The 20,115-nt window shown below is 64.1% G+C and carries 15 protein-coding genes and 7 pseudogenes; 14 read left to right on the top strand and 8 right to left on the bottom strand.

The window, feature by feature from the left end; genetic code table 11:
* Positions 1 to 5 precede the first annotated feature (5 nt).
* Positions 6 to 488: an LppP/LprE family lipoprotein gene (locus B842_RS09955; protein WP_052437879.1), complete on the top strand. Its 483-nt coding sequence runs from the start codon at positions 6 to 8 to the stop codon at positions 486 to 488.
* Positions 489 to 552: 64 nt separating this feature from the next.
* Positions 553 to 1,635 carry an alpha/beta hydrolase gene (locus tag B842_RS09960; RefSeq protein ID WP_245631404.1) on the top strand — a complete coding sequence of 361 codons (1,083 nt, stop codon included), beginning with the start codon at positions 553 to 555 and terminating at the stop codon, positions 1,633 to 1,635.
* Here the strand turns inward: B842_RS09960 and B842_RS09965 are convergent.
* Positions 1,616 to 2,554 (bottom strand): AraC family transcriptional regulator, encoded by a 939-nt coding sequence (locus B842_RS09965; RefSeq protein WP_052437880.1) that lies wholly within the window; start codon positions 2,552 to 2,554, stop codon positions 1,616 to 1,618. The two genes, B842_RS09960 and B842_RS09965, sit on opposite strands and share 20 nt — an antisense overlap.
* A gap of 137 nt (positions 2,555 to 2,691) precedes the next feature.
* On the opposite strand from B842_RS09965, the gene B842_RS09970 reads away from it, so the two are divergent.
* From B842_RS09970 to B842_RS13725, 5 genes and pseudogenes are all read left to right on the top strand, one after another.
* A complete protein-coding gene (locus tag B842_RS09970; protein ID WP_040086454.1) occupies positions 2,692 to 3,243 on the top strand; it encodes a flavin reductase family protein in 552 nt (183 codons plus the stop codon).
* Positions 3,244 to 3,260: 17 nt separating this feature from the next.
* Entirely contained in the window at positions 3,261 to 4,850 is a 1,590-nt protein-coding gene (locus B842_RS09975) for a 4-hydroxyphenylacetate 3-hydroxylase family protein (RefSeq protein WP_040086456.1), read from the top strand.
* A 348-nt stretch (positions 4,851 to 5,198) separates the two neighbouring features.
* Complete coding sequence (locus B842_RS13720) at positions 5,199 to 5,735, top strand: hypothetical protein (RefSeq protein ID WP_156119500.1); 537 nt, start codon at positions 5,199 to 5,201, stop codon at positions 5,733 to 5,735.
* 40 nt (positions 5,736 to 5,775) lie between these two features.
* Positions 5,776 to 6,237: pseudogene (locus tag B842_RS09980) on the top strand (transposase family protein); the annotation flags it as partial.
* Positions 6,238 to 6,307: 70 nt separating this feature from the next.
* A pseudogene (locus B842_RS13725) lies at positions 6,308 to 6,430 on the top strand (transposase); the annotation flags it as partial.
* Between the two features lie 197 nt (positions 6,431 to 6,627).
* On the opposite strand, the pseudogene B842_RS09985 reads toward B842_RS13725, so the two are convergent.
* A pseudogene (locus B842_RS09985) lies at positions 6,628 to 7,764 on the bottom strand (ISL3 family transposase); the annotation flags it as partial.
* 64 nt (positions 7,765 to 7,828) lie between these two features.
* Here B842_RS09985 and B842_RS09995 point away from each other — a divergent pair.
* A protein-coding gene (locus tag B842_RS09995) for an IS3 family transposase (protein ID WP_156119467.1) occupies positions 7,829 to 9,057 on the top strand; the annotation gives its coding sequence in 2 pieces (ribosomal slippage) (positions 7,829 to 8,156 and positions 8,156 to 9,057; 1,230 coding nt in all).
* Positions 9,058 to 9,120: 63 nt separating this feature from the next.
* On the opposite strand, the pseudogene B842_RS13990 reads toward B842_RS09995, so the two are convergent.
* Positions 9,121 to 9,306 (bottom strand): annotated as a pseudogene (locus B842_RS13990) (ISL3 family transposase); the annotation flags it as partial.
* A 130-nt stretch (positions 9,307 to 9,436) separates the two neighbouring features.
* Between B842_RS13990 and B842_RS10010 the strand changes: the two are divergent.
* The 4 genes and pseudogenes from B842_RS10010 to B842_RS14145 form a co-directional block, all read left to right on the top strand.
* Positions 9,437 to 10,575 (top strand): annotated as a pseudogene (locus B842_RS10010) (IS3 family transposase); the annotation flags it as partial.
* Positions 10,576 to 10,606: 31 nt separating this feature from the next.
* Positions 10,607 to 11,709: pseudogene (locus B842_RS10015) on the top strand (IS3 family transposase); the annotation flags it as partial.
* Positions 11,710 to 11,772: 63 nt separating this feature from the next.
* Positions 11,773 to 12,627, top strand: a pseudogene (locus B842_RS10020) (ISL3 family transposase); the annotation flags it as partial.
* A gap of 619 nt (positions 12,628 to 13,246) precedes the next feature.
* Positions 13,247 to 13,861, top strand: a complete 615-nt coding sequence (locus B842_RS14145; protein ID WP_169744861.1) for a response regulator — start codon at positions 13,247 to 13,249, stop codon at positions 13,859 to 13,861.
* A gap of 99 nt (positions 13,862 to 13,960) precedes the next feature.
* Here B842_RS14145 and lepA read toward each other — a convergent pair whose 3' ends face one another.
* Positions 13,961 to 15,808, bottom strand: a complete 1,848-nt coding sequence (gene lepA, locus B842_RS10025) for a translation elongation factor 4 (RefSeq protein ID WP_040086461.1) — start codon at positions 15,806 to 15,808, stop codon at positions 13,961 to 13,963.
* 79 nt (positions 15,809 to 15,887) lie between these two features.
* Positions 15,888 to 16,775: an IS5 family transposase gene (locus tag B842_RS10030; RefSeq protein WP_040084736.1), complete on the bottom strand. Its 888-nt coding sequence runs from the start codon at positions 16,773 to 16,775 to the stop codon at positions 15,888 to 15,890.
* Positions 16,776 to 16,960: 185 nt separating this feature from the next.
* Here B842_RS10030 and B842_RS10035 point away from each other — a divergent pair, with 185 nt between their 5' ends.
* Both B842_RS10035 and rpsT read left to right on the top strand, forming a co-directional pair.
* Positions 16,961 to 17,557, top strand: coding sequence for a type II toxin-antitoxin system PemK/MazF family toxin (locus tag B842_RS10035; protein ID WP_082028431.1), 597 nt, complete (start codon positions 16,961 to 16,963; stop codon positions 17,555 to 17,557).
* A gap of 197 nt (positions 17,558 to 17,754) precedes the next feature.
* Entirely contained in the window at positions 17,755 to 18,018 is a 264-nt protein-coding gene (gene rpsT, locus B842_RS10040) for a 30S ribosomal protein S20 (protein ID WP_040086463.1), read from the top strand.
* Between the two features lie 105 nt (positions 18,019 to 18,123).
* Here the strand turns inward: rpsT and B842_RS10045 are convergent, their stop codons facing one another.
* From B842_RS10045 to holA, 3 genes are read right to left on the bottom strand one after another with little or no spacing between them, the layout of a single operon-like run.
* Positions 18,124 to 18,771 (bottom strand): LysE family translocator, encoded by a 648-nt coding sequence (locus B842_RS10045; protein WP_040086465.1) that lies wholly within the window; start codon positions 18,769 to 18,771, stop codon positions 18,124 to 18,126.
* On the bottom strand, positions 18,768 to 19,157 hold the full coding sequence (locus B842_RS10050) for an ankyrin repeat domain-containing protein (RefSeq protein ID WP_040086466.1): 390 nt from the start codon (positions 19,155 to 19,157) through the stop codon (positions 18,768 to 18,770). Before B842_RS10050 ends, B842_RS10045 begins: the two co-directional genes overlap by 4 nt.
* 10 nt (positions 19,158 to 19,167) lie before the next feature.
* Complete coding sequence (holA, locus tag B842_RS10055; protein WP_040086467.1) at positions 19,168 to 20,112, bottom strand: DNA polymerase III subunit delta; 945 nt, start codon at positions 20,110 to 20,112, stop codon at positions 19,168 to 19,170.
* Between the last annotated feature and the right edge of the window lie 3 nt (positions 20,113 to 20,115).

Genomic DNA, 20,115 nt, shown 5'->3' on the forward strand with positions numbered 1-20,115 from the left:
GGGGCATGCGCCGTCTGCTGCCCGCCCTCGCCCTGCCCCTGCTGCTGGTCGCCTGCGCGGACGCCGAGCACTGCGGCGTCGACACGGAGGCCGCGGCGATCCACGACAACATCCACCGCGTGCCGCCGCCGACCCTGGAGGGTGAGGGCTGGGAGTACTACGGGCACTCCGACTACGACCCGTGCGCGGACCTCAGCTATGCGGTGGTCTTCGTGACGGGCTCCACCCACGCCCAGAAGCAGAACCAGATCATGCTCTTCCACCGGGGCGAGTACCTCGGCGTCGGGCTGCTGGCCCCGCAGGTCTACCGCCACTGGGAGGGCGACGGGCAGGAGGTGCATGTCCGGCTCATCGATTACGAGGCCATGGAGGCGGACGGCGCCCCCAACGCCGCCGCCGCCAACTACGAGGTGGATCTGACCTTCCGGTGGAACGGGGAGCGTGTGGAGCCGGTCGGTCGCATCCCGAACCTGGGCCACGCCGAATGATAACGTGGCAGTTATGCCACGGTTTCCACTCGCCTTAACTGTCACCACAGCAGTCACACTGGGGGTGGCCTCCCCGGCCGCCGCCCAGTCCCTCACCGGCAGCGCCCTCGAGCAGGCCGTCATCAGCTCCAACAACGACCCCACCTCCTCCGGCCGGGCCATCGAGAGGACCCTCGACCTCCTCGCCGCCCTCGGCTCCTCCGACGTGCCGCTGAGCAGCGGCAGCAGCCTCGGCGGGAGCCGCCTCCCGCTGGATGAGTCGATCACGGAGGCGGCGGTCGTCGAGAAGCGTGTGGAGGGCGCACGCCTCGAACGGTGGATCGTGGCCTCCCCCGCCATGAAACGCAACGTCGAGGTGCAGATCTGGCGCGCCGCCGGCAGCGGCCCGGCCCCGATGCTCTACCTCCTCGACGGCGTCGGCGCCCCGCGCACCTCCTGGTGGCTCGACCCCGGCATCGCGCCGGAGGTCTTCGCCGACGAGAACGTCACCCTCGTCATGCCGACGCAGGCGCAGGCCTCCATGTACGCCGACTGGCTCCGCGACGACCCGACGCTGGGCCGCCACCAGTGGGAGACGTTCATCACCGCCGAACTGGCGCCGCTTCTCGACGCCGCCCCCGAACTCAACTTCAACGGTCGCCGCGGCATCGGCGGACTGTCCATGGGCGCGACGGGGGCGGTGCACATCGGCAACCGTCACCCCGGGCTCTTCGACGCCACCTTCGGGCTCTCCGGCTGCTACTCCCCGCTCGACCCCGTCGGCCGGCAGAACGCGCACATGACGGTGACCACGCGCGGCGGCGACGTGGCCAACCTCTACGGCCCGGAGGGCGGCGAACGGTGGCACTGGCACGACACGGTCGGCAACCCGGAGGGGCTGCGCAACCAGCGCGTGTACCTCGCCGCCGCCAACGGGGTGTTCGCCGCGGAGGACATCGCCAACTACGCCACCGGCAACTGGTTCGACATGTCCTCCGGCGCCGTCCTCGAGCGCGGCTCGCTGGAGTGCACGCGGCAGCTGGAGGCCGCGCTCGGCGACGCCCCGGGGCTGCGCGTCGACTACGCCGACACCGGCACCCACGACTGGCACACCTTCAACAGGCACCTGCGCCCCGCGTGGGAGCACATCAGGCCGGCGCTGCTCTGAGGGTCTCGCTGGGGGTCTGCCCGTAGCGGCGCCGGTAGGCGGTGGAGAACCGCCCCAGGTGGGCGATCCCCCAGGTCAGGGCGATGTCCGTGACCGTGGTGCCCGAGTCCGGGTCCGCGGCGGACAGCTCCTCGTGGATCACCGCGAGGCGCACGCCCCGCAGGTACTCCAGCGGCGACACCCCGTACTCCTCCCGGAAATCCCCCTGCAGCGTCCGCACCCCGCAGCCGGCCACCGCCGCGATCTCCGCGACGGTCCAGGCCCGGGCGGGATCCGCCTCGATGGCCTCGACGGCCCGCCGCAGCCGCGCCGGGGTGGTCCGGGACCCGTCCGGCCCCTGCTGCGCGAGCACGAGCGCCAGGCCGCTGGCCAGCGCGGCCGCCAGGTTGCGGCGGAAGACGGGGTGCCCCGCCAGCAGGCCGCCCGCGCTGCAGGTGACCACACTGCGGCAGATCTCCTGCCACTCCTGCCCGGGCCCGGTCGACAGATCGATGACGGTGGGGGCGGGCCGGGGTGCGACGCCCGCCATCTCCAGCTGGTTGCGCAGGTAGTCCGCGCCGAGGCGGACGCCGAGCATGCTCACCTCCGCGCCCCAGTTGGGGAAGCTGACCGGCGTGTCCGGCGGGCAGACCACCGCCTGGTTCGCCGCCGCCTGACCCCGGCCGTGACGGCTGTGCACGGTGAGACGCCCCCGCAACGGGATGTTGACGGCGAAGGCGTCCGGGTGCTCCGTCTCCACGCTCACCGCCGCTCCCCAGTTCAGCCTCACGAGTGAGACCTCCCCCAGCCCCCGGTAGGTCAGGCCGCTCCCACCGAGGAGCACCTGGGACTCCACCCGCACCGTGTGCGGGAAGTAGTGCCGCTCCGTGACCTGGGACAGTTCACGGAACGAGGTCGGGCTGGCGTCGCAGTCACTCACGCATCCTCACCTTCTCCTGGATTCTTTCGCAATGCGGACAACCGTGCGCAGAGTGGATTTCCCGCGTGACGGGAGCCTCCTACGCTGCAACATGTGATCCCGATCATAAACACACTCTCCGTTGAAAGGACACCCCCATGACGGATGGACGGAAACTCCGCAACGTCTTCGGGCAGTTCGCGAGTGGCGTCACCGTGGTCACCACCACCGCCGCCGACGGCACCCCGCACGGCGCGACGGTCACCGCGTTCACGTCGATCTCGCTGGAACCACGCCTCTGCCAGGTGACGCTCACCCGCACGTCGAAGGCCTGCGCCATCCTCGGCGACAACAACTTCGCCGTGAACATCCTCGCCTCCGACCAGGACGACGTCGCCCTCCACTTCGCCGGCCGCCCCCGGGAGGAACCCATCCGGTGGGGCGACCACGAGATCGCCCCCTCCCTCGACGGCAACCTCGCCACCCTGTGGTGCACGCCGTGGGCCCAGTACGACGGCGGCGACCACATCATCTTCATCGGTGAGATCGCCGACGCCGAGATCGCCGAGCACCGCAACCCCCTCCTCTTCTTCCGCTCCACCTTCCACGACATCGGACCCACCTCCCACGACGGACTGTGGACGCACAGCGGAGACGACCCCCTCACCGGCTGGTTCGGCGCCAACGCCGAACTCCGCCCCCTCATCTAGACCACCAGGAGAAAACCATGAGCATCTTCGACGGCACCGCCAACCCGGCCGCTGAGCACCCCGCCAACACCACCCGGAACTTCGCCTCCCGCCCCATGACCGGCGACGAGTACATCGAGTCCCTCCGGGACGGCCGCGAGGTGTGGCTCCACGGCGACCGCGTCAAGGACGTCACCACCCACCCCGCCTTCCGCAACTCCATCCGCATGGTCGCGCGTCTCTACGACGCGCTGCACGAGGGGCCGCACGTCGACAAGCTCACCGTCCCCACGGACACCGGCAACGGCGGTGTGACCATGCCCTTCTTCAAGGCGCCCACCAGCGCGGAGGACATGCTCAAGGAGCGTGACGCCATCGCCACCTGGGCGAAGCTCACCTACGGCTGGATGGGCCGCAGCCCCGACTACAAGGCGTCCTTCCTCGGTACCCTCCACGCCAACCGCGAACTCTACGAGCCCTTCGGCGACAACGCCGAGCGCTGGTACCGCGAGTCCCAGGAGAAGGTCCTCTACTGGAACCACGCCATCATCAACCCGCCCGTCGACCGCCAGCTGCCGCCCGACGAGGTCGGCGACGTGTACATGAAGGTGGAGAAGGAGACCGACGCCGGCCTCATCGTCTCCGGCGCGAAGGTCGTGGCCACCGGCTCCGCCATCACGAACTACAACTTCATCGCCCACTACGGGCTGCCCATCAAGAAGAAGCAGTTCGCCCTCATCTGCACCGTCCCCATGGACGCCCCCGGCATCAAGCTCATCTCCCGTGCCTCCTACGCGCAGAACGCCGCCGTCACCGGCACCCCCTTCGACTACCCGCTGTCGAGCCGCATGGACGAGAATGACGCCATCTTCATCTTCGACAAGGTCCTCGTCCCCTGGGAGAACGTCTTCATGTACGGCGACGTGGAGAAGATCAACGCCTTCTTCCCCCAGTCCGGCTTCCTCCCCCGCTTCACCTTCCAGGGCTGCACCCGCCTGGCGGTCAAGCTCGACTTCATCGCCGGCCTGCTCATGAAGGCCCTCGACGCCACCGGCTCCGGCGGCTTCCGCGGCGTCGAGACGCGCGTCGGTGAGGTCCTCGGCTGGCGCAACCTCTTCTGGTCACTCACCGAATCCATGGCCCGCGACCCCGAGGAGTGGAAGGACGGCACCCTCCTGCCCAAGCTCGAGTACGGCCTGACGTACCGCATGTTCATGATCCAGGGCTACCCCCGCATCAAGGAGATCATCGAGCAGGACGTCGCCTCCGGCCTCATCTACCTGCCGAGCTCCTCCGTCGACTTCCAGACCCCCGAGATCCGCCCCTACCTGGACAAGTACGTCCGCGGCTCCGACGGCATCACCGCCGTCGACCGCGTCAAGGTGATGAAGGCCCTGTGGGACTCCATCGGCTCCGAGTTCGGCGGACGCCACGAACTCTACGAGCGCAACTACTCCGGCAACCACGAGAACGTGAAGCGTGAGCTGCTGCTCGCCGCCAACAACCGGGGCTCCGCCGCCGAGATGCGCGGCTTCGCCGAGCAGTTCATGTCCGAGTACGACCTCGACGGCTGGACCGTCCCCGACCTCATCTCCGGGGACGACGTCTACGCCTACGGCAGGAAGTAGAAAGACGCTTGTCGACGCCCCGTAAACACCGCTAACGCATAGAGAACCCGTGGCACTCCTCCATCTGGAGGGCCACGGGTTCGTCACCTCCACTTAGCGTCCGGATTCCTTGAGGGTCCGAGACTGGCGAAGGAATAGCAGGGTGACCGTGATTGAGTAGATGAACAGAAAAAATATGACGGTGTACAGCAGAGTGTCGTTCATGTCTCCAGCCTATCCGCAGTTAGCCGTAGCACAACGCACACGGCACCTTCGACCTAGACCGCAGTACTAAAGTACTCAACAGACGCCTTCACCTTGACATTCGCAGGATAATCCTCCTCCATAACCACTGATACAATCTGCGGCATGACCGGACGAGCACCTCGCCAGACCATCTCCATCGCCGAGGCGTCGGTGGGTATTTTTGTTGTTTTGAACTCCATTTATTCCTTTCAGCATTCTGGCGGGAAACTACCTGCACTTCTTGCCATTTCGGCTGTGACAATGTGCTGTCTCGTTTCAGCGATGAGATCGAAAGTTGCGATTATAGGCCTCGCACCCGCCTCTGTTTTCGCAATCTTCTCGATCAGCAACCCTATACCCGTTATTATTGCTGTCGCCTCCATCGTGGCGCTGCTCATATCCCGCGATATGCTGCCCTCCACACTTCCCACCATCGTTAGCGTTCCGATGGCAATGATCCTAAAACACCCGGAACTCGACGCCACGTCATCCGAGTTTCTCATTCTTACTTCATTGACCCTCGGCGCAGCTATCGTCATGGGCGTCGTCATTCTGCGCGCAAACACTTTAAGGGCTCTTCACGATTTGGAATGCGTAGCTGACCACGGGGTGGGGTTCGGGGTGGCACAACATGTAGAGTTCCTGGCCGGTACAAGATGAGAGTTGCGAAGCTTCCATCTGACCGAACCAGGACCCTACTGTGCAGCCTAGTGGCAACCTCGTCGCCGACACCATCTGCCGCACGGCAGAAATCGGCCTGACCATCACCGGAGCCGCTGACGCCGGCAACATCACCATCATCGACGCCACCCCGGTGGCCGTGGCCACCACCTGTCCCGAGTGCGGACACCCCGGGACGAAACGTGATCACGTGGTCCGGACTCTGGTCGACCTGCCGGTGGTGGGGTTCCCCACCCGCCTGCATGTGCGCGTCCCCAGATTCCTGTGCACGATGGCGTCCTGTCCCCGCAAGATCTTCCAGGCTTCACTGGCCTGCGCGGATGACCGATCCAAGCTCACCCACCGCGTCACCCGCTGGGTCCTCCAGCGACTAGCGATTGACCGGATGAGCGTGGCTGCGACCGCCACAGCGCTGGGCGTCGGGTGGGAGCTGGTCAACCAGGTCGCACTGGATGCCTGCCGCCAGCTCGTCTACGACGATGGACCTGACCCCTTGATGGTGGACACGCTGAAACCAGCATTTCGCTGGGGAAGTGAGGTACCTTTCCACCATGCCACGCAAGACCTACACCGAGCAGTTCAAGCGTGACGCAGTGGTGTTGTACGAGTCGACTCCCGGAGCCACGGTCAACGCGATCGCCTCCGATCTCGGAGTCAACCGCAACTCCCTGCGCACTGAACCGTCACGGGTTTCTTGCCGCCTTCCAATGAGGAAGGATCACCAGCATGAAAAAGTCCTACGACCCCGAGTTCAAAGCCCGGGCCGTCCGGATGGTCCAGCAGCACCGCGAAGACTACCGGTCACTGACCGCCACCTGCACCGCCATCGGTAGCGAGCTCGGGGTATCCCGGGAAACCGGCTCTTCACGATTTAGAGTGCGTTGATCTTCCCCTGCAGCTGCCCGGAGTGGATCAGGCACCTCAATATGTAGTGGTTGAGATTCCTGAACCCCAGGGCAATTCCCCGCAGGTGCTCGAGCCTGCCGTTGATGGCCTCGACCGGCCCGTTGGACGCACCGATATCGAAATAGGCGAGCACATCCTCACGCCGGCGCCACAAGGTCCGTCCCAGTTGGGCGAGTTCCTCCAATCCGGCGGGCAGTCCCTTACGCAGGCTGTTGATCACCCTGCTCATCAGCTTTTTGCCTTCTGATTTCTGCGGATGCCCGTACGCCGCAATCATGTCCTGATAGAACAGCCACGTCACCTCGAGTGCCACGTAGTCATCATCAGTGGCCCACAACATGTCCAGACGCTGTTTCTGCCGCTGCGTCAGGTAGTTCGTCCTGGTCAACAGCGTTCGGCGGTACTTGTACAGCGGGTCATCTTTCCGTCCACGACGCCCGGTGGTCTCCCGTTGGAGTCGCTGCCGGCATCCGGTGAGCTTGTCAGCTGCCAGATGGACTACGTGAAAGGGATCCATGACCTTGGTCGCGTCCGGCAGGACCTGGTCCACAGCGCTGGCGTAACCGGTGAAACCATCCATCGTCACTACCTGCACCTGCTCCCGGAAACCGGGGTCGCGTTCCTGCAGCCACGTACGCAGCACTTCCGCGCTACGTCCGGGTCGCAGGTCCAGCAGGCGGGCCGGACCACGCCCATCGACCAGCGGGGTGAGATCCACGAGGATCGTCACCAGATTGGACGGCTGACCTGGCTTTCGGGTGTGCTTCCAGACGTGCTCATCGACCCCGAGGATCCGGACGCCGTCCAGGTAGTGCGGGTCGTCATAGACGAGCTGGCGGCAGGCATCCAGTGCGACCTGGTTGACCAGCGCCCAACCCACACCAAGTGCCTTGGCGGTGGCGGACACACTCATCCGGTCAATCGCCAGGCGCTGCAAGATCCAGCGGGTCACCCGGTGGGTGAGCTTGGCACCGTCATCAGCACAGCTGAGTGTGGCCTGGAAGATCTTCCTCGGGCAGGAGATAGCTGTGCACAGGAAGCGGGGGACGCGGACATGCAGACGGGTGGGGAACCCCACCACCGGCAGGTCGACGAGGGACCTGACCCCTTGATGGTGGACACGCTGAAACCAGCATTTCGCTGGGGAAGTGAGGTACCTTTCCACCATGCCACGCAAGACCTACACCGAGCAGTTCAAGCGTGACGCAGTGGCGTTGTACGAGTCGACTCCCGGAGCAACGATCAACGCGATCGCCTCCGATCTCGGAGTCAACCGCAACTCCCTGCGCACCTGGCTCGACTCCTTCGGCACCGGCACCAAAACCAACGCCAACGGCGAGAAAGTCGCCAGCCCCGTCGCCGCGGCCAACAGCGCACGCACCCCGGCTGAAGGACTCTCCGATACCGAGCGCATCCGCGTGTTGGAACGCGAAAACGCCAAGCTCCGGGAGGAACGAGAGATCCTGCGCAAGGCGGCTAAATATTTCGCGGAAGAGACGAATTGGTGAACCGCTTCCGATTTGTTGACGACCACCGAGACTTCTACGAGGTCAAGCGGTTATGTGAGGTTCTGAAGATCAACCGGTCCTCGTACTACGCCTGGAAATCGGCTGCCCCTGCCCGCCAGCAACGCCTCGTCGCCGACGCGGTGCTGGGAGCGCAGATCAAGACCACCTTCAACGCCGAGAACGGCTGCTACGGGGCGAAACGTGTGACTGCGACTATCAACTCCAGCGACGGCAACTCCGCCGGCGGCGTTGTTGTGCAGCGGGTCAATCACAAGCGCACGGCCCGGCTGATGCGGCAGATGGGTCTGTTCGGCTACACGAAAAAACGCCGCGTGAAGACCACCGTGTCTGCGAAACGGGTTCCGAAGTTCCCGGACCTGTTGAAACGTCGGTTCACCGCAGCCAAGCCGAACACGGTCTACGTCGGCGATATCACGTACCTGCCGATCGCGGACGGGTCGAATATGTACCTGGCCACCGTTATTGATTGCTATTCGCGGCAGTTGACCGGTTTCGCGATCGCCGACCACATGCGCACCGAACTGGTCGAAGAAGCCCTCACGATGGCCCACGGGGCCCGAGGTAGTCTTGACGGGGCGATTTTCCACTCGGATCACGGCAGTGTTTATACCTCTGAGCAGTACCGGAGGTTGTGTGAGCAGTTCGGCGTCACCCAGTCGATGGGAGCGATCGGGACGAGTGCGGATAACTCGTTGGCGGAGTCGTTCAACGCGTCACTGAAGCGGGAAGTCCTTCAGGATGAGCCTGTTTTTCCAAGTCAGCTGGTGTGCCGCCGGGATGTGTTTCGGTGGTGCACCCGGTACAACACGAAACGTTTGCACTCATGGTGCGGCTACCGCTCGCCGAACGCCTTCGAAGCCGCCTGATTAGCTACACTGACTATCGCATCTTGATGAAATCCCCGTGTCCACTTTCCGGGGTTCGGGCCCGAGGCGGCGGAGGATGTGATCCCGCAACTTCCCGGCATGCCCGCAGTCCGGGCAGAGGCCGGTGACGACCACCGGTGTGGCGTCGATGATGGTGATGGCACCGGCGTCAGCGGCACCGGTGATCGTCAAGCCGATCTCGGCGGTGCGGCAGATGGTGTCGGCGACGAGATTGCCAGTAGGCTGCACAGTAGGGTCCTGGTTCGGTTAGATGAAAGCGTCGTAACTCTCATCTTGTACCGGCCAGGGCCCCTATATGTTGTGCCACCCCGAGCCCCACCTCGTGGTCAGCTACGCACTCTGAATCGTGAAGAGCCGGGAAACCCTGCGCAACTGGGTCCGGCAGGCCGAGGTCGACGCTGGCACCGCCCCCGGTGTCACCACCGAGGAGTACGAGGAAATGGCACGCCTACGCAAGGAGAACAAACGTCTGCGGGAAGCCAACGAGATTTTGAAGAAGGCCACGGTTTTCTTCGCCGGGGAGCTCGACCCCCGAAACCACTGATCGCCGACTTCATCGACCAGATGAGAGACGAAGGCTTCGCCGTCGAGTCGATCTGCCGTGTCCTGCGTGAGCAGGGCGTGCAGGTCGCGGCAAGAACCTACCGCTATTGGAAGAAAGCGGCACCGGCCACACGGATCGTCAGCGACGCGCAGATCCTGAACGCGCTCCACGATCTGAAAGGCACACCGGAATCCTTGTACGGGCGGCGCAAGATGGTCGCGTACCTGCGCCGGCAAGGGCATGCGGTGGCGCACTGCACCGTCGACCGATTGATGCGCCTGGCCGGGGTCAACGGTATCTCCAGGCGTCGGATGAAACCGCGGACCACGGTTCCCGGCCCCGGGGACCGTGCCCCGGACCTGCTGAACCGGGACTTCACCGCTGAAGCGCCCAACCGGGTGTGGATCGCGGATTTCACCTATGTGCACACTGCGTCTGGCTGGGTATACATCGCTTTTATCGTCGACGTCTACTCGCAGCGCATCGTAGGCTGGCACGCCCAGACCTCCCGTGGAGTGGAATTGGTGCGTATCCCGTTGCGTCTGGCGCTGTGGGAGCGCGACCGCACCCAGCATCCGGTCGTGCCCGGGGAGCTGACCCATCATTCGGATGCGGGAAGCCAATACACGGCGGTGAAGTTCACCGAGAATCTGGCGCTGCAGGGCATCACTCCGTCAATCGGCAGTGTCGGCGACGCCTACGACAACGCCCTCATGGAGTCGATTAACGGGCTCTACAAGACTGAATGCATCGGCTCTCGGATCTTCACCCCACAGCGCTTGGAGTCGATCGTGGACGTGGAGCTGGCGACGATGTCGTGGGTGCAGTGGTACAACACCCGTCGACTGCACTCCACCCTCGGGATGGTCCCACCCGCGGAGTATGAGGAAGCCTACTGGGCCGGGCACGCTAGAATTACCGAGTCACCTGAGAGGGTGGCTCAGCCAATCTAACGGCGGCAACAAAGCCGTAGCGGTTCACACCTGGCTCGACTCCTTCGGCACCGGCACCAAAACCAATGCCAACGGCGAGAAAGTCGCCAGCCCCGTCGCCGCCGCCAACAGCGCACGCACCCCGGCTGAAGGACTCTCCGATACCGAGCGCATCCGCGTGTTGGAACGCGAAAACGCCAAGCTCCGGGAGGAACGAGAGATCCTGCGCAAGGCGGCTAAATATTTCGCGGAAGAGACGAATTGGTGAACCGCTTCCGATTTGTTGACGACCACCGAGACTTCTACGAGGTCAAGCGGTTATGTGAGGTTCTGAAGATCAACCGGTCCTCGTACTACGCCTGGAAATCGGCTGCCCCTGCCCGCCAGCAACGCCTCGTCGCCGACGCGGTGCTGGGAGCGCAGATCAAGACCACCTTCAACGCCGAGAACGGCTGCTACGGGGCGAAACGTGTGACTGCGACTATCAACTCCAGCGACGGCAACTCCGCCGGCGGCGTTGTTGTGCAGCGGGTCAATCACAAGCGCACGGCCCGGCTGATGCGGCAGATGGGTCTGTTCGGCTACACGAAAAAACGCCGCGTGAAGACCACCGTGTCTGCGAAACGGGTTCCGAAGTTCCCGGACCTGTTGAAACGTCGGTTCACCGCAGCCAAGCCGAACACGGTCTACGTCGGCGATATCACGTACCTGCCGATCGCGGACGGGTCGAATATGTACCTGGCCACCGTTATTGATTGCTATTCGCGGCAGTTGACCGGTTTCGCGATCGCCGACCACATGCGCACCGAACTGGTCGAAGAAGCCCTGACGATGGCCCGGAAGGTACGAGGAGACCTGAATGGGGCGATTTTCCACTCGGATCACGGCAGTGTTTATACCTCTGAGCAGTACCGGAGGTTGTGTGAGCAGTTCGGCGTCACCCAGTCGATGGGAGCGATCGGGACGAGTGCGGATAACTCGTTGGCGGAGTCGTTCAACGCGTCACTGAAGCGGGAAGTCCTTCAGGATGAGCCTGTTTTTCCAAGTCAGCTGGTGTGCCGCCGGGATGTGTTTCGGTGGTGCACCCGGTACAACACGAAACGTTTGCACTCATGGTGCGGCTACCGCTCGCCGAACGCCTTCGAAGCCGCCTGATTAGCTACACTGACTATCGCATCTTGATGAAATCCCCGTGTCCACTTTCCGGGGTTCGGGCCCGATGCTTCCCACCTCGATGGAGTCCGGATCCTCGGTGTGGACGAACATGTCTGGAAGCACACCCGAAAGCCAGGCCAGCCGTCCAACCTGGTGACGATCCTGGTCGACCTCACCCCGCTGGTCGACGGACGTGGGCCGGCCCGACTACTGGATATCCGCCCAGGCCGCAGCGCAGACGTGCTGCGCACGTGGCTGCAGGAACGCGACCCTGGCTTCCGGGAGCAGGTGCAGGTCGTGACCATGGACGGGTTCACCGGCTACGCCAGCGCTGTCGACCAGGTCCTCCCGGGCGCCACCAAGGTCATGGATCCCTTTCACGTGGTCCATCTGGCAGCTGACAAGCTCACCGGATGCCGGCAACGGCTCCAACGAGAGACCACCGGACGCCGGGGCCGCAAGGACGATCCGCTGTACAAGCACCGTCGCACGCTACTGACCAGGACGGACTACCTCACCGAGCGGCAGAAACAGCGACTGGACATGCTGTGGGCCACCGATGACGACTACGTGGCCCTGGAGGTGACGTGGATGTTCTATCAGGACGTGATCCAGGCGTACGGGCATCCGAAGAAGTCGGAGGGCAAGAAGTTGATGGACCGGATCATCAACACCCTGCGCAAAGGCTTGCCGAAAGGTCTGGAGGAGCTGGCTCAACTCGGGAGAACCCTGTGGCGTCGGCGGGAAGATGTCCTGGCGTACTTCGATATCGGGGCGTCCAACGGTCCGGTCGAGGCGATCAACGGACGGCTTGAGCATCTACGCGGGATTGCTCTGGGGTTCAGGAATCTCAACCACTACATCTTGCGGTCACTGATCCACTCCGGCCAGATACACAACCGGATCAACGCACTCTAAATCGTGAAGAGCCACTTTCCTCCGAACTCCACGACAATGTCACCAGCAAACTGTCTTCCGCTGTAATACTGCTAGAAAGCATGCAGTCATCCCTTCGACAACCGAGTGCGGAAACTTGCGCTCAACTCCCCCTTGCCAAGTCACTGATACGTTCTGCGGCAGAGGGGGCTCGGAATATCAATGTCGAGATAGCGAAGGATCCCTCCATGCTTCCGCCGAATGGGCCAGTGGATGTCCACACGCTCATCTGGGACCAGATTCGAACGCTGCGGACCATGGGAATCGAGGTAATTTTCTCGACCACAGGCCCTCGCACCGTGACCCCTCACTCCTTTAACGCAGCAATGCGAGAAGCTTTCGTAAACATCCACAAATATGCAGACCCTCAACAACCTGTTACGGTCAGCCTCGACACTTCCTGTGGTGTCCACCTCGAGGTCGAAAACTCGGAGCGTTCGATCTCACGTGATCGAGTCATATCCTCACAACTCGGAATCGCCCAACACGCCACCAAACTTCATCTGGAGGGCGGAAGAATGAAGGTCTATAATCACGGCAAAACCTGGAGAGTATCTCTCGAACATCCCCGATCAGAACGAACTGAGACCAAATGATACGGATGTTGATTGCGGATGACGACCCAATTGTGCGTCACGCACTACCAGCCTATTTCGAGAGCATAAGCGATATTTCCGTAGCAGACACAGCCCCCGACGGCCATTTGGCTTTGGAGTCCCTTAAGAACAACGACATAAATCTAATTCTGAGTGATCTAAGAATGCCGAGCATGGACGGGTTGACTCTCCTGAAACGGGTTCGAGAGTTATCAGAGAACATTTGCTTTGTTGCGATGACGTCGTACGACTCCGACACCGCAATGATTGAGGTTTTGAGAGCGGGCGCTTCGGGCTATATCCTCAAAGACGCGTCCCCTGAAAAAATGGTTACCGCAGTACGAGACGCCTATTCAGGCGGAACAGCTCTTTCGCCTTCCTGCGTGAGTCGGCTCGTACAACTCTCCATGGCCGGACGTAAGCAAGTTTCGATGGAGTCTTTGTCGCCTACGGATTACTCCATTCTTTCCCTGCTCTCATCGGGAATGTCAAATCGACAGATAGCCTCGGAACTTCATTACGCTGAGTCAACAATCAAGAATCGAGTTAGCCATCTAATAAAGAAGTTTCAGGTGGATTCTCGCATCAAGTTAGCGCTGTTGTTCCACGGACACGTGTAGAAGCCCAACCTGCCTATACGGCAGATCCGTGTCTCGAAGCCTGGGTATTACTTCCTCATTTCGCGTGCTCGGTCTCATCACCGCATATCGGGTTTGATCTCAGTCGCCGTCGGTCGACAGCGCCGCGACGAAGGCCTCCTGCGGCACGGAGACGGAACCGATGTTCTTCATGCGCTTCTTACCGGCCTTCTGCTTCTCCAGGAGCTTGCGCTTACGGGAGATGTCACCGCCGTAGCACTTGGCCAGGACGTCCTTGCGCAGGGCACGGATGTTCTCACGCGCGATGACGCGGGAACCGATCGCCGCCTGGACCGGCACCTCGAACTGCTGGCGGGGGATGAGCTCCTTGAGCTTCACGGTCATCTTGTTGCCGTACCACTGGGCGTTGTCCTTGTGGACGATCGCCGAGAACGCGTCCACCGGCTCACCCTGCAGCAGGATATCCACCTTGACCAGGTCGGCGGTCTGCTCGCCGGCCTCCTCGTAGTTGAGGGAGGCGTAACCCTTGGTGCGGGACTTGAGCATGTCGAAGAAGTCGAAGATGATCTCGCCCAGCGGCATGAGGTAACGCAGCTCGACGCGGTCCTCGGACAGGTAGTCCATGTTCTTCATCTCGCCACGCTTGGCCTGGCACAGCTCCATGGTGGAGCCGACGAACTCGGAGGGCACGATGATGGTGACGTTGACCATCGGCTCGTAGATCTCCTGCAGCTTGCCGCCCGGCCAGTCGGAGGGGTTGTGCACATGGTGCTCGGTGCCGTCCTCCGCGATGACGCGGTAGTCCACCGACGGGGAGGTGGAGATGAGGTCGAGGTCGAACTCGCGCTCCAGGCGGTCACGGGTGATCTCCATGTGGAGCAGGCCGAGGAAGCCGCAGCGGAAACCGAAGCCCAGGGCCACGGAGGTCTCCGGCTCCCAGGTGAGGGAGGCGTCGTTGAGCTGCAGCTTCTCCAGGGCCTCACGCAGGGCCGGGAAATCGGCCTGGGAGATCGGGAACAGGCCCGAGTAGACCATCGGCTTCGGCTCGGCGTAGCCCTGCAGCGGCTCGGTGGCGCCCTTCTCCGCCCAGGTGACGGTGTCACCGACCTTCGACTGACGCACGTCCTTCACGCCGGTGATGAGGTAGCCGACCTCGCCCGGGCCGAGGCCCGCGCACTTCTTCGGCGTCGGGGAGACGATGCCGATCTCGAGGAGCTCGTGGTTCGCACCCGTGGACATCATGGTCAGACGCTGACGCGGGGTCAGCTTGCCGTCCATCATGCGGATGTAGGTGACCACGCCGCGGTAGGTGTCGTAGACGGAGTCGAAGATCATGGCACGCGCCGGGGCGTCGGGGCCGTTCTCCGAGGTCGGGGCCGGGATGAGCTCCGCGACCTTGTCCAGCAGCTCCGGCACGCCCTGGCCGGTCTTGCCGGACACGCGCAGCACGTCCTCCGGCTCGCAGCCGATGATGTTGGCGACCTCGAGGGCGTACTTCTCCGGGTCCGCCGCCGGCAGGTCGATCTTGTTGAGGACCGGGATGATCTCCAGGTCCTTGTCCATCGCCATGTAGAGGTTCGCGAGGGTCTGCGCCTCGATGCCCTGGGCGGCGTCGACAAGCAGGATCGCACCCTCACACGCCTCGAGGGCGCGGGAGACCTCGTACGTGAAGTCGACGTGACCCGGGGTGTCGATCATCTGCATGACGATCTCCTGGCCCGCGAACTCACCCGACTGCGGGATCCACGGCAGACGCACGTTCTGCGCCTTGATGGTGATGCCGCGCTCCCGCTCGATGTCCATGTTGTCGAGGTACTGGTCACGCATGTCGCGTGCCTCGACGACGTTGGACAGCTGCAGGATTCGGTCGGCGAGCGTGGACTTGCCGTGGTCGATGTGCGCGATGATGCAGAAATTACGGATCCGGGAGGGATCGGTGAACGTCTGCTCCGCAAAGTTCTTCGCCATGTGTGGTGGAGGTTCCCTTCTGGTATGACTCCCCCACTCTACCGAAGTCGCGCCCATTACTTAAGTGGCCTAGAGGGTGTTACGAAAGTCGTTTCAGCCAGTAGCGGATATTCGCCAACTGCACCGTGGCCTCGAAATGCACCGCTAACTTGTCGAAACGCGTGGCACACCCACGATGCTGCTTGATCCGGTTGATACCCCGCTCCACGGCATTACGCCGCTGGTAAGCCACGGCATCGAAGGCAGGGGGTCGGCCACCGGCCGACCCCCTGCGCCGACGGTTGGCGACCTGGTCCTTCGGCTGGGAGATCGTCGCCTTGATCCCCCGCGCCCGCAACCACGCCCGGTTCGCCCGTGAGGAATACGCCTTGTCCGCCAACACCCGCTCGGGTCGTTTCCGCGGCCGACCACGCGTGGCGGACGGCACCCGGATTTTCTCCAGTACCCGCACCATCTGTGGACCATCACCGGCTTGACCTGGGGTGATCGCAAAGGACAGCACCCCGCAGTCAGCGTCAATGGCCACATGGATCTTGGTCGACCACCCGCCCCGCGAGCGGCCGAACCCATGATGATCCGGCTCCCCCGGGTGGCGGAGGGGGCTGTCTTTCCGTGCACCCGCGGCGTGGATATGTCCACGGGTGGTTGTGGAATCCACGCTGACCTCCCAGGAGAGTTTTCCTTTCTCCTGGGCGTGGGTGAGCAGCCGGGTGTGCACGTTCTCCCATACTCCGTTGGCCCGCAGCCGGGCGAACAGATCGTGGACCCGCCACCAGGGGCCGTAGCGCTCATGGACATCGCGCCACGGGCAGCCGGTGCGGATGCGAAAGAAGATGCCGTTGACCAGGGACCGTAGGTCCCAGGTGCGGGGGCGTCCCCGCCGTGACGGGGCCGGTAGCAGTGGGACAAGCAGGTCCCATTCAGCGTCGGTGAGGTCATGGCGTGCTGAGGGCGGTACAGTAGGCAACGAGGGTTTCCTTGCGAGCGTTGATGATTCGACACCAACAGCGTGCGCGGGGAGACCCTCGTTGCTGTTTATGACACGCCGGTCTCACTCACCGGATTTTCGTAACACGCTCTAGCCGCGGAGGACTTTCCCCCGATACACTGGGACAACAATCCACCACCCGCCACGGAAGGAGCGGCAGACACATGGGCACCAACAGCAACGGCTCACGGGGAGTCCACCGGCCCGCGCTGCCCCAGTCCGACCGCCCCTCCCTGCTCGACCGCGTCCGCTCGGTGCTGATCGGACCGACCGCCTCCCCCCTCGACTCCGGCCTGGCCCGCATCAACGAACGCCTCGGCCTCAACACCGGACTCAAGCCCGAGGCCGTCCGTGCCGCCGCCGCGAACATCCGCGTCGAGGCCACCGAACGGATGAGCCGCAACATCTATTACGCCCCCGACATGGACGGCCAGGCAGAACCCGGCGAGGTCGTGTGGATCTGGGCCCCCTCCGACGGCCCCGACCTGCCGCCGCGGGAACGCGCCATGCTCGTCATCGGCCGCGACCGCCACACCATCCTCGGCCTGCTCATCTCCCCCAACCCGAAACACGCGGGCGCGGAGACGTGGCTCGACATCGGGGCCGGCGAGTGGGACGCCTCCGGCCGGCAGTGCTGGATCCGCCTCGACCGGGTTCTCGAGGTCTCCGAACAGGGCGTCCGCCGCCAGGGGGCGCTGTTCCCGCAGCGCCGATTCGAGCGCATCGCCAACCGCCTGCGCAACCACTACCACTGGGGATAGCGGTTTGGGTTTCCGCTGGTCGGACTGCTAGTATTTCCGCTGTTATTCACTTCCGGGCGCGCCGGTCGGGACGGGCAGGACCTTGGGTCCGTTCATCGAACACCGACGCCGAGCGATCGCTGCTGGTCAGCAGGTCGCGGGACATGTCCGCTGGTGGGTTACCGACACCATTTCTTCGAATCCCAAGAGGTATCTTCATGGCAAACATCAAGTCCCAGATCAAGCGCAACATCACCAACGAGAAGGCACGCGTCCGCAACCAGACCGTCCGCTCCGCCGTGCGCACCGAGATCCGCAAGTTCCGCGAGACCATCGAGGCCGGCGACAAGGCTGCAGCCGAGGCTCAGCTGCGCGTCGCCTCCCGCGCTCTGGACAAGGCTGTGACCAAGGGCGTGTTCCACCGCAACAACGCCGCCAACAAGAAGTCCGCCATGGCCCTGGCCTTCAACAAGCTCGGCTAAAGCACTTCTGAGAAAAACCCGGTCCTCGGACCGGGTTTTTTGTTGTCGATCGCCGGTGAACATCGTGCTTCTCGACGCCCCCGGGGCGCGATCCTCACCGGCGATCTACCTCTGCAGATCCTCCATGCCGTTCCACACGAGCACCAAGCCGGCGACGAGGAAGAACACCCCGGAGATCACGTCGATCCACGGTCCGGCACGCAGGAGCTTCTGCCGCATCGCCGGGGTGGACACCAGCAGGGCCATGCCGAGCTGCAGGATGACCGACGAGATCGAGAGCATCGCCACCACGCCGATCGCCAGCCACACCGACGGGGACGCCGGCAGCAGCGGGGCGATGAGCGCGGAGAGGAACAGCACGATCTTCGGGTTCGACAGGTTGGTGGTCAGCCCGTGGAGGAAGGCGTGGCGCAGCCTGCCGAGGCGGGCCTGGGCCTCCTCGAGGTCGGCGGGCGGGGACTTCCGTTCGCTCAGGCCGCCGGACACCATGCCGTAGCCCATCCACACCAGCCAGGCGCCGCCGATGAGCTGGAGGAATCCCAGGATCGCCGGGAACGCCGTCAGCAGGGCCGCGAAACCGAGGACGGTGAGGGTGCACCAGAACAGGACCCCGACCTGGATGCCCAGGACCGTAGCCACGGCGTGCCGACGCGAGCGGATGGCCGTCCGCGTGATGAGCAGGATGTCAGGCCCGGGTGACGCCGCGCCCGCGATGTTCAGGATGAGGAGTGCGCCCCACTGCGCGGGGCTCACTCCGTGGCGCCGAGGCGGACCAGTGCGTCGTGCATCTGGAACAGTCGGGCGGTCTCCACGGCGGAGGGCGCACCCGCCTGCGGATCGGCTCCCGCAGCCACGAGCGTGTCGACGACCTCGTCGTACTTCTTGAACACCGCGCCCGCCAGCGGGGTCTGTCCGCGGTTGTTCTGCTTGTCGACGTCCGCCCCGCGCTCCACCAGCGCCTGCACGATGCCGTTGTGTCCGGCGTAGGCGGCGAGCATGAGGAGGGTGTTGCCGTCCTGGTTGGCCAGGTCCGGGCTGACGCCGTTGTCGAGGTACTCGATGAGGGCGTCGTCACCGGTGCGGGCCATGTCGAAGAGACGCGTGGCGAACTCGCGCACGTCGTCGGGGATCTCGGTCATGGGGTCAATTCTAGCCAGCGAGTTCGGAGACGCGTCGCACGGCGTGCTCGATCGCGAACTCCGGGTCGCCGCCCTGTCCCTTGACCTCCGCGTCGAGCTCCGCCATGAGGATGACGGCCTTGGAGACGTTGTCCCCGGTCCAGCGGCGGGCCACCCGGGAGGTCTTCTCCGCCAGCCACGGCGGCATGCCGACCTGCCCGGCCAGCGCGTTGAAGTTGGTGGTGCGCGTCGAGTACAGACGGGCGATACCGGCGACCTTCATGCTCAGGGCCGTGGCCAGGGCGACCGGGTGCATGCCCAGCTGGAGGGCACGTCGGCAACTGGCGACCGCCCGGGCGGTCTGCCCCGTGACGGCGAGGTCGGCGATGTCGAAGCCCGACACCTCGGCGACGCCCTCGTAGTAGTTGCGGACCGTCTCGACGGTCACCTCCCCGTCGGTGTCCGAGACCAGCTGCGACACCGCGGAGGCGAGCTCCCGCAGATCCGAGCCGACGCCCTCGAGCAGGGCGTGGATGACGTCCGGGGTGGGGCGCACGCCGTGGGAGCGGAACTCGTTGGTCACCCAGGCGGGGCGGTCGCCGGGCTTGAGCGGGTTCGCCTCGTGGACCTCGGCGAGCTTCCGGTACTTGGCCACCATCGCCTTCTGCCGTCCACCGCCGGTGTGGTGGATGATGATCGTGATGCCCGGCGCGACGCTCCTGCAGGTGGCCAGCAGCAGCTCGTTAGGTTCCTTGCCGGCAACCTCGGTGTGGGTGATGATCACCGCGCGGTCCTCGCCGAACAGGGAGGGGCTGGTGGCGTCGATGAGCTCGGGACCGCTGACCTCCGAGGCGCGCATGACGGTCAGTTCGAGGTCGGGTGCCTGCGCACGCAGCTGATCGAGGATCGAACGGCGGATACGTTCGCCGATGAAGTCCTCTTCGCCGAGGATGAGATGGACGGGCGCGACTGTCATGGG

It is taken from the genome of Corynebacterium humireducens NBRC 106098 = DSM 45392 (assembly GCF_000819445.1).
GTDB lineage: Bacteria > Actinomycetota > Actinomycetes > Mycobacteriales > Mycobacteriaceae > Corynebacterium > Corynebacterium humireducens.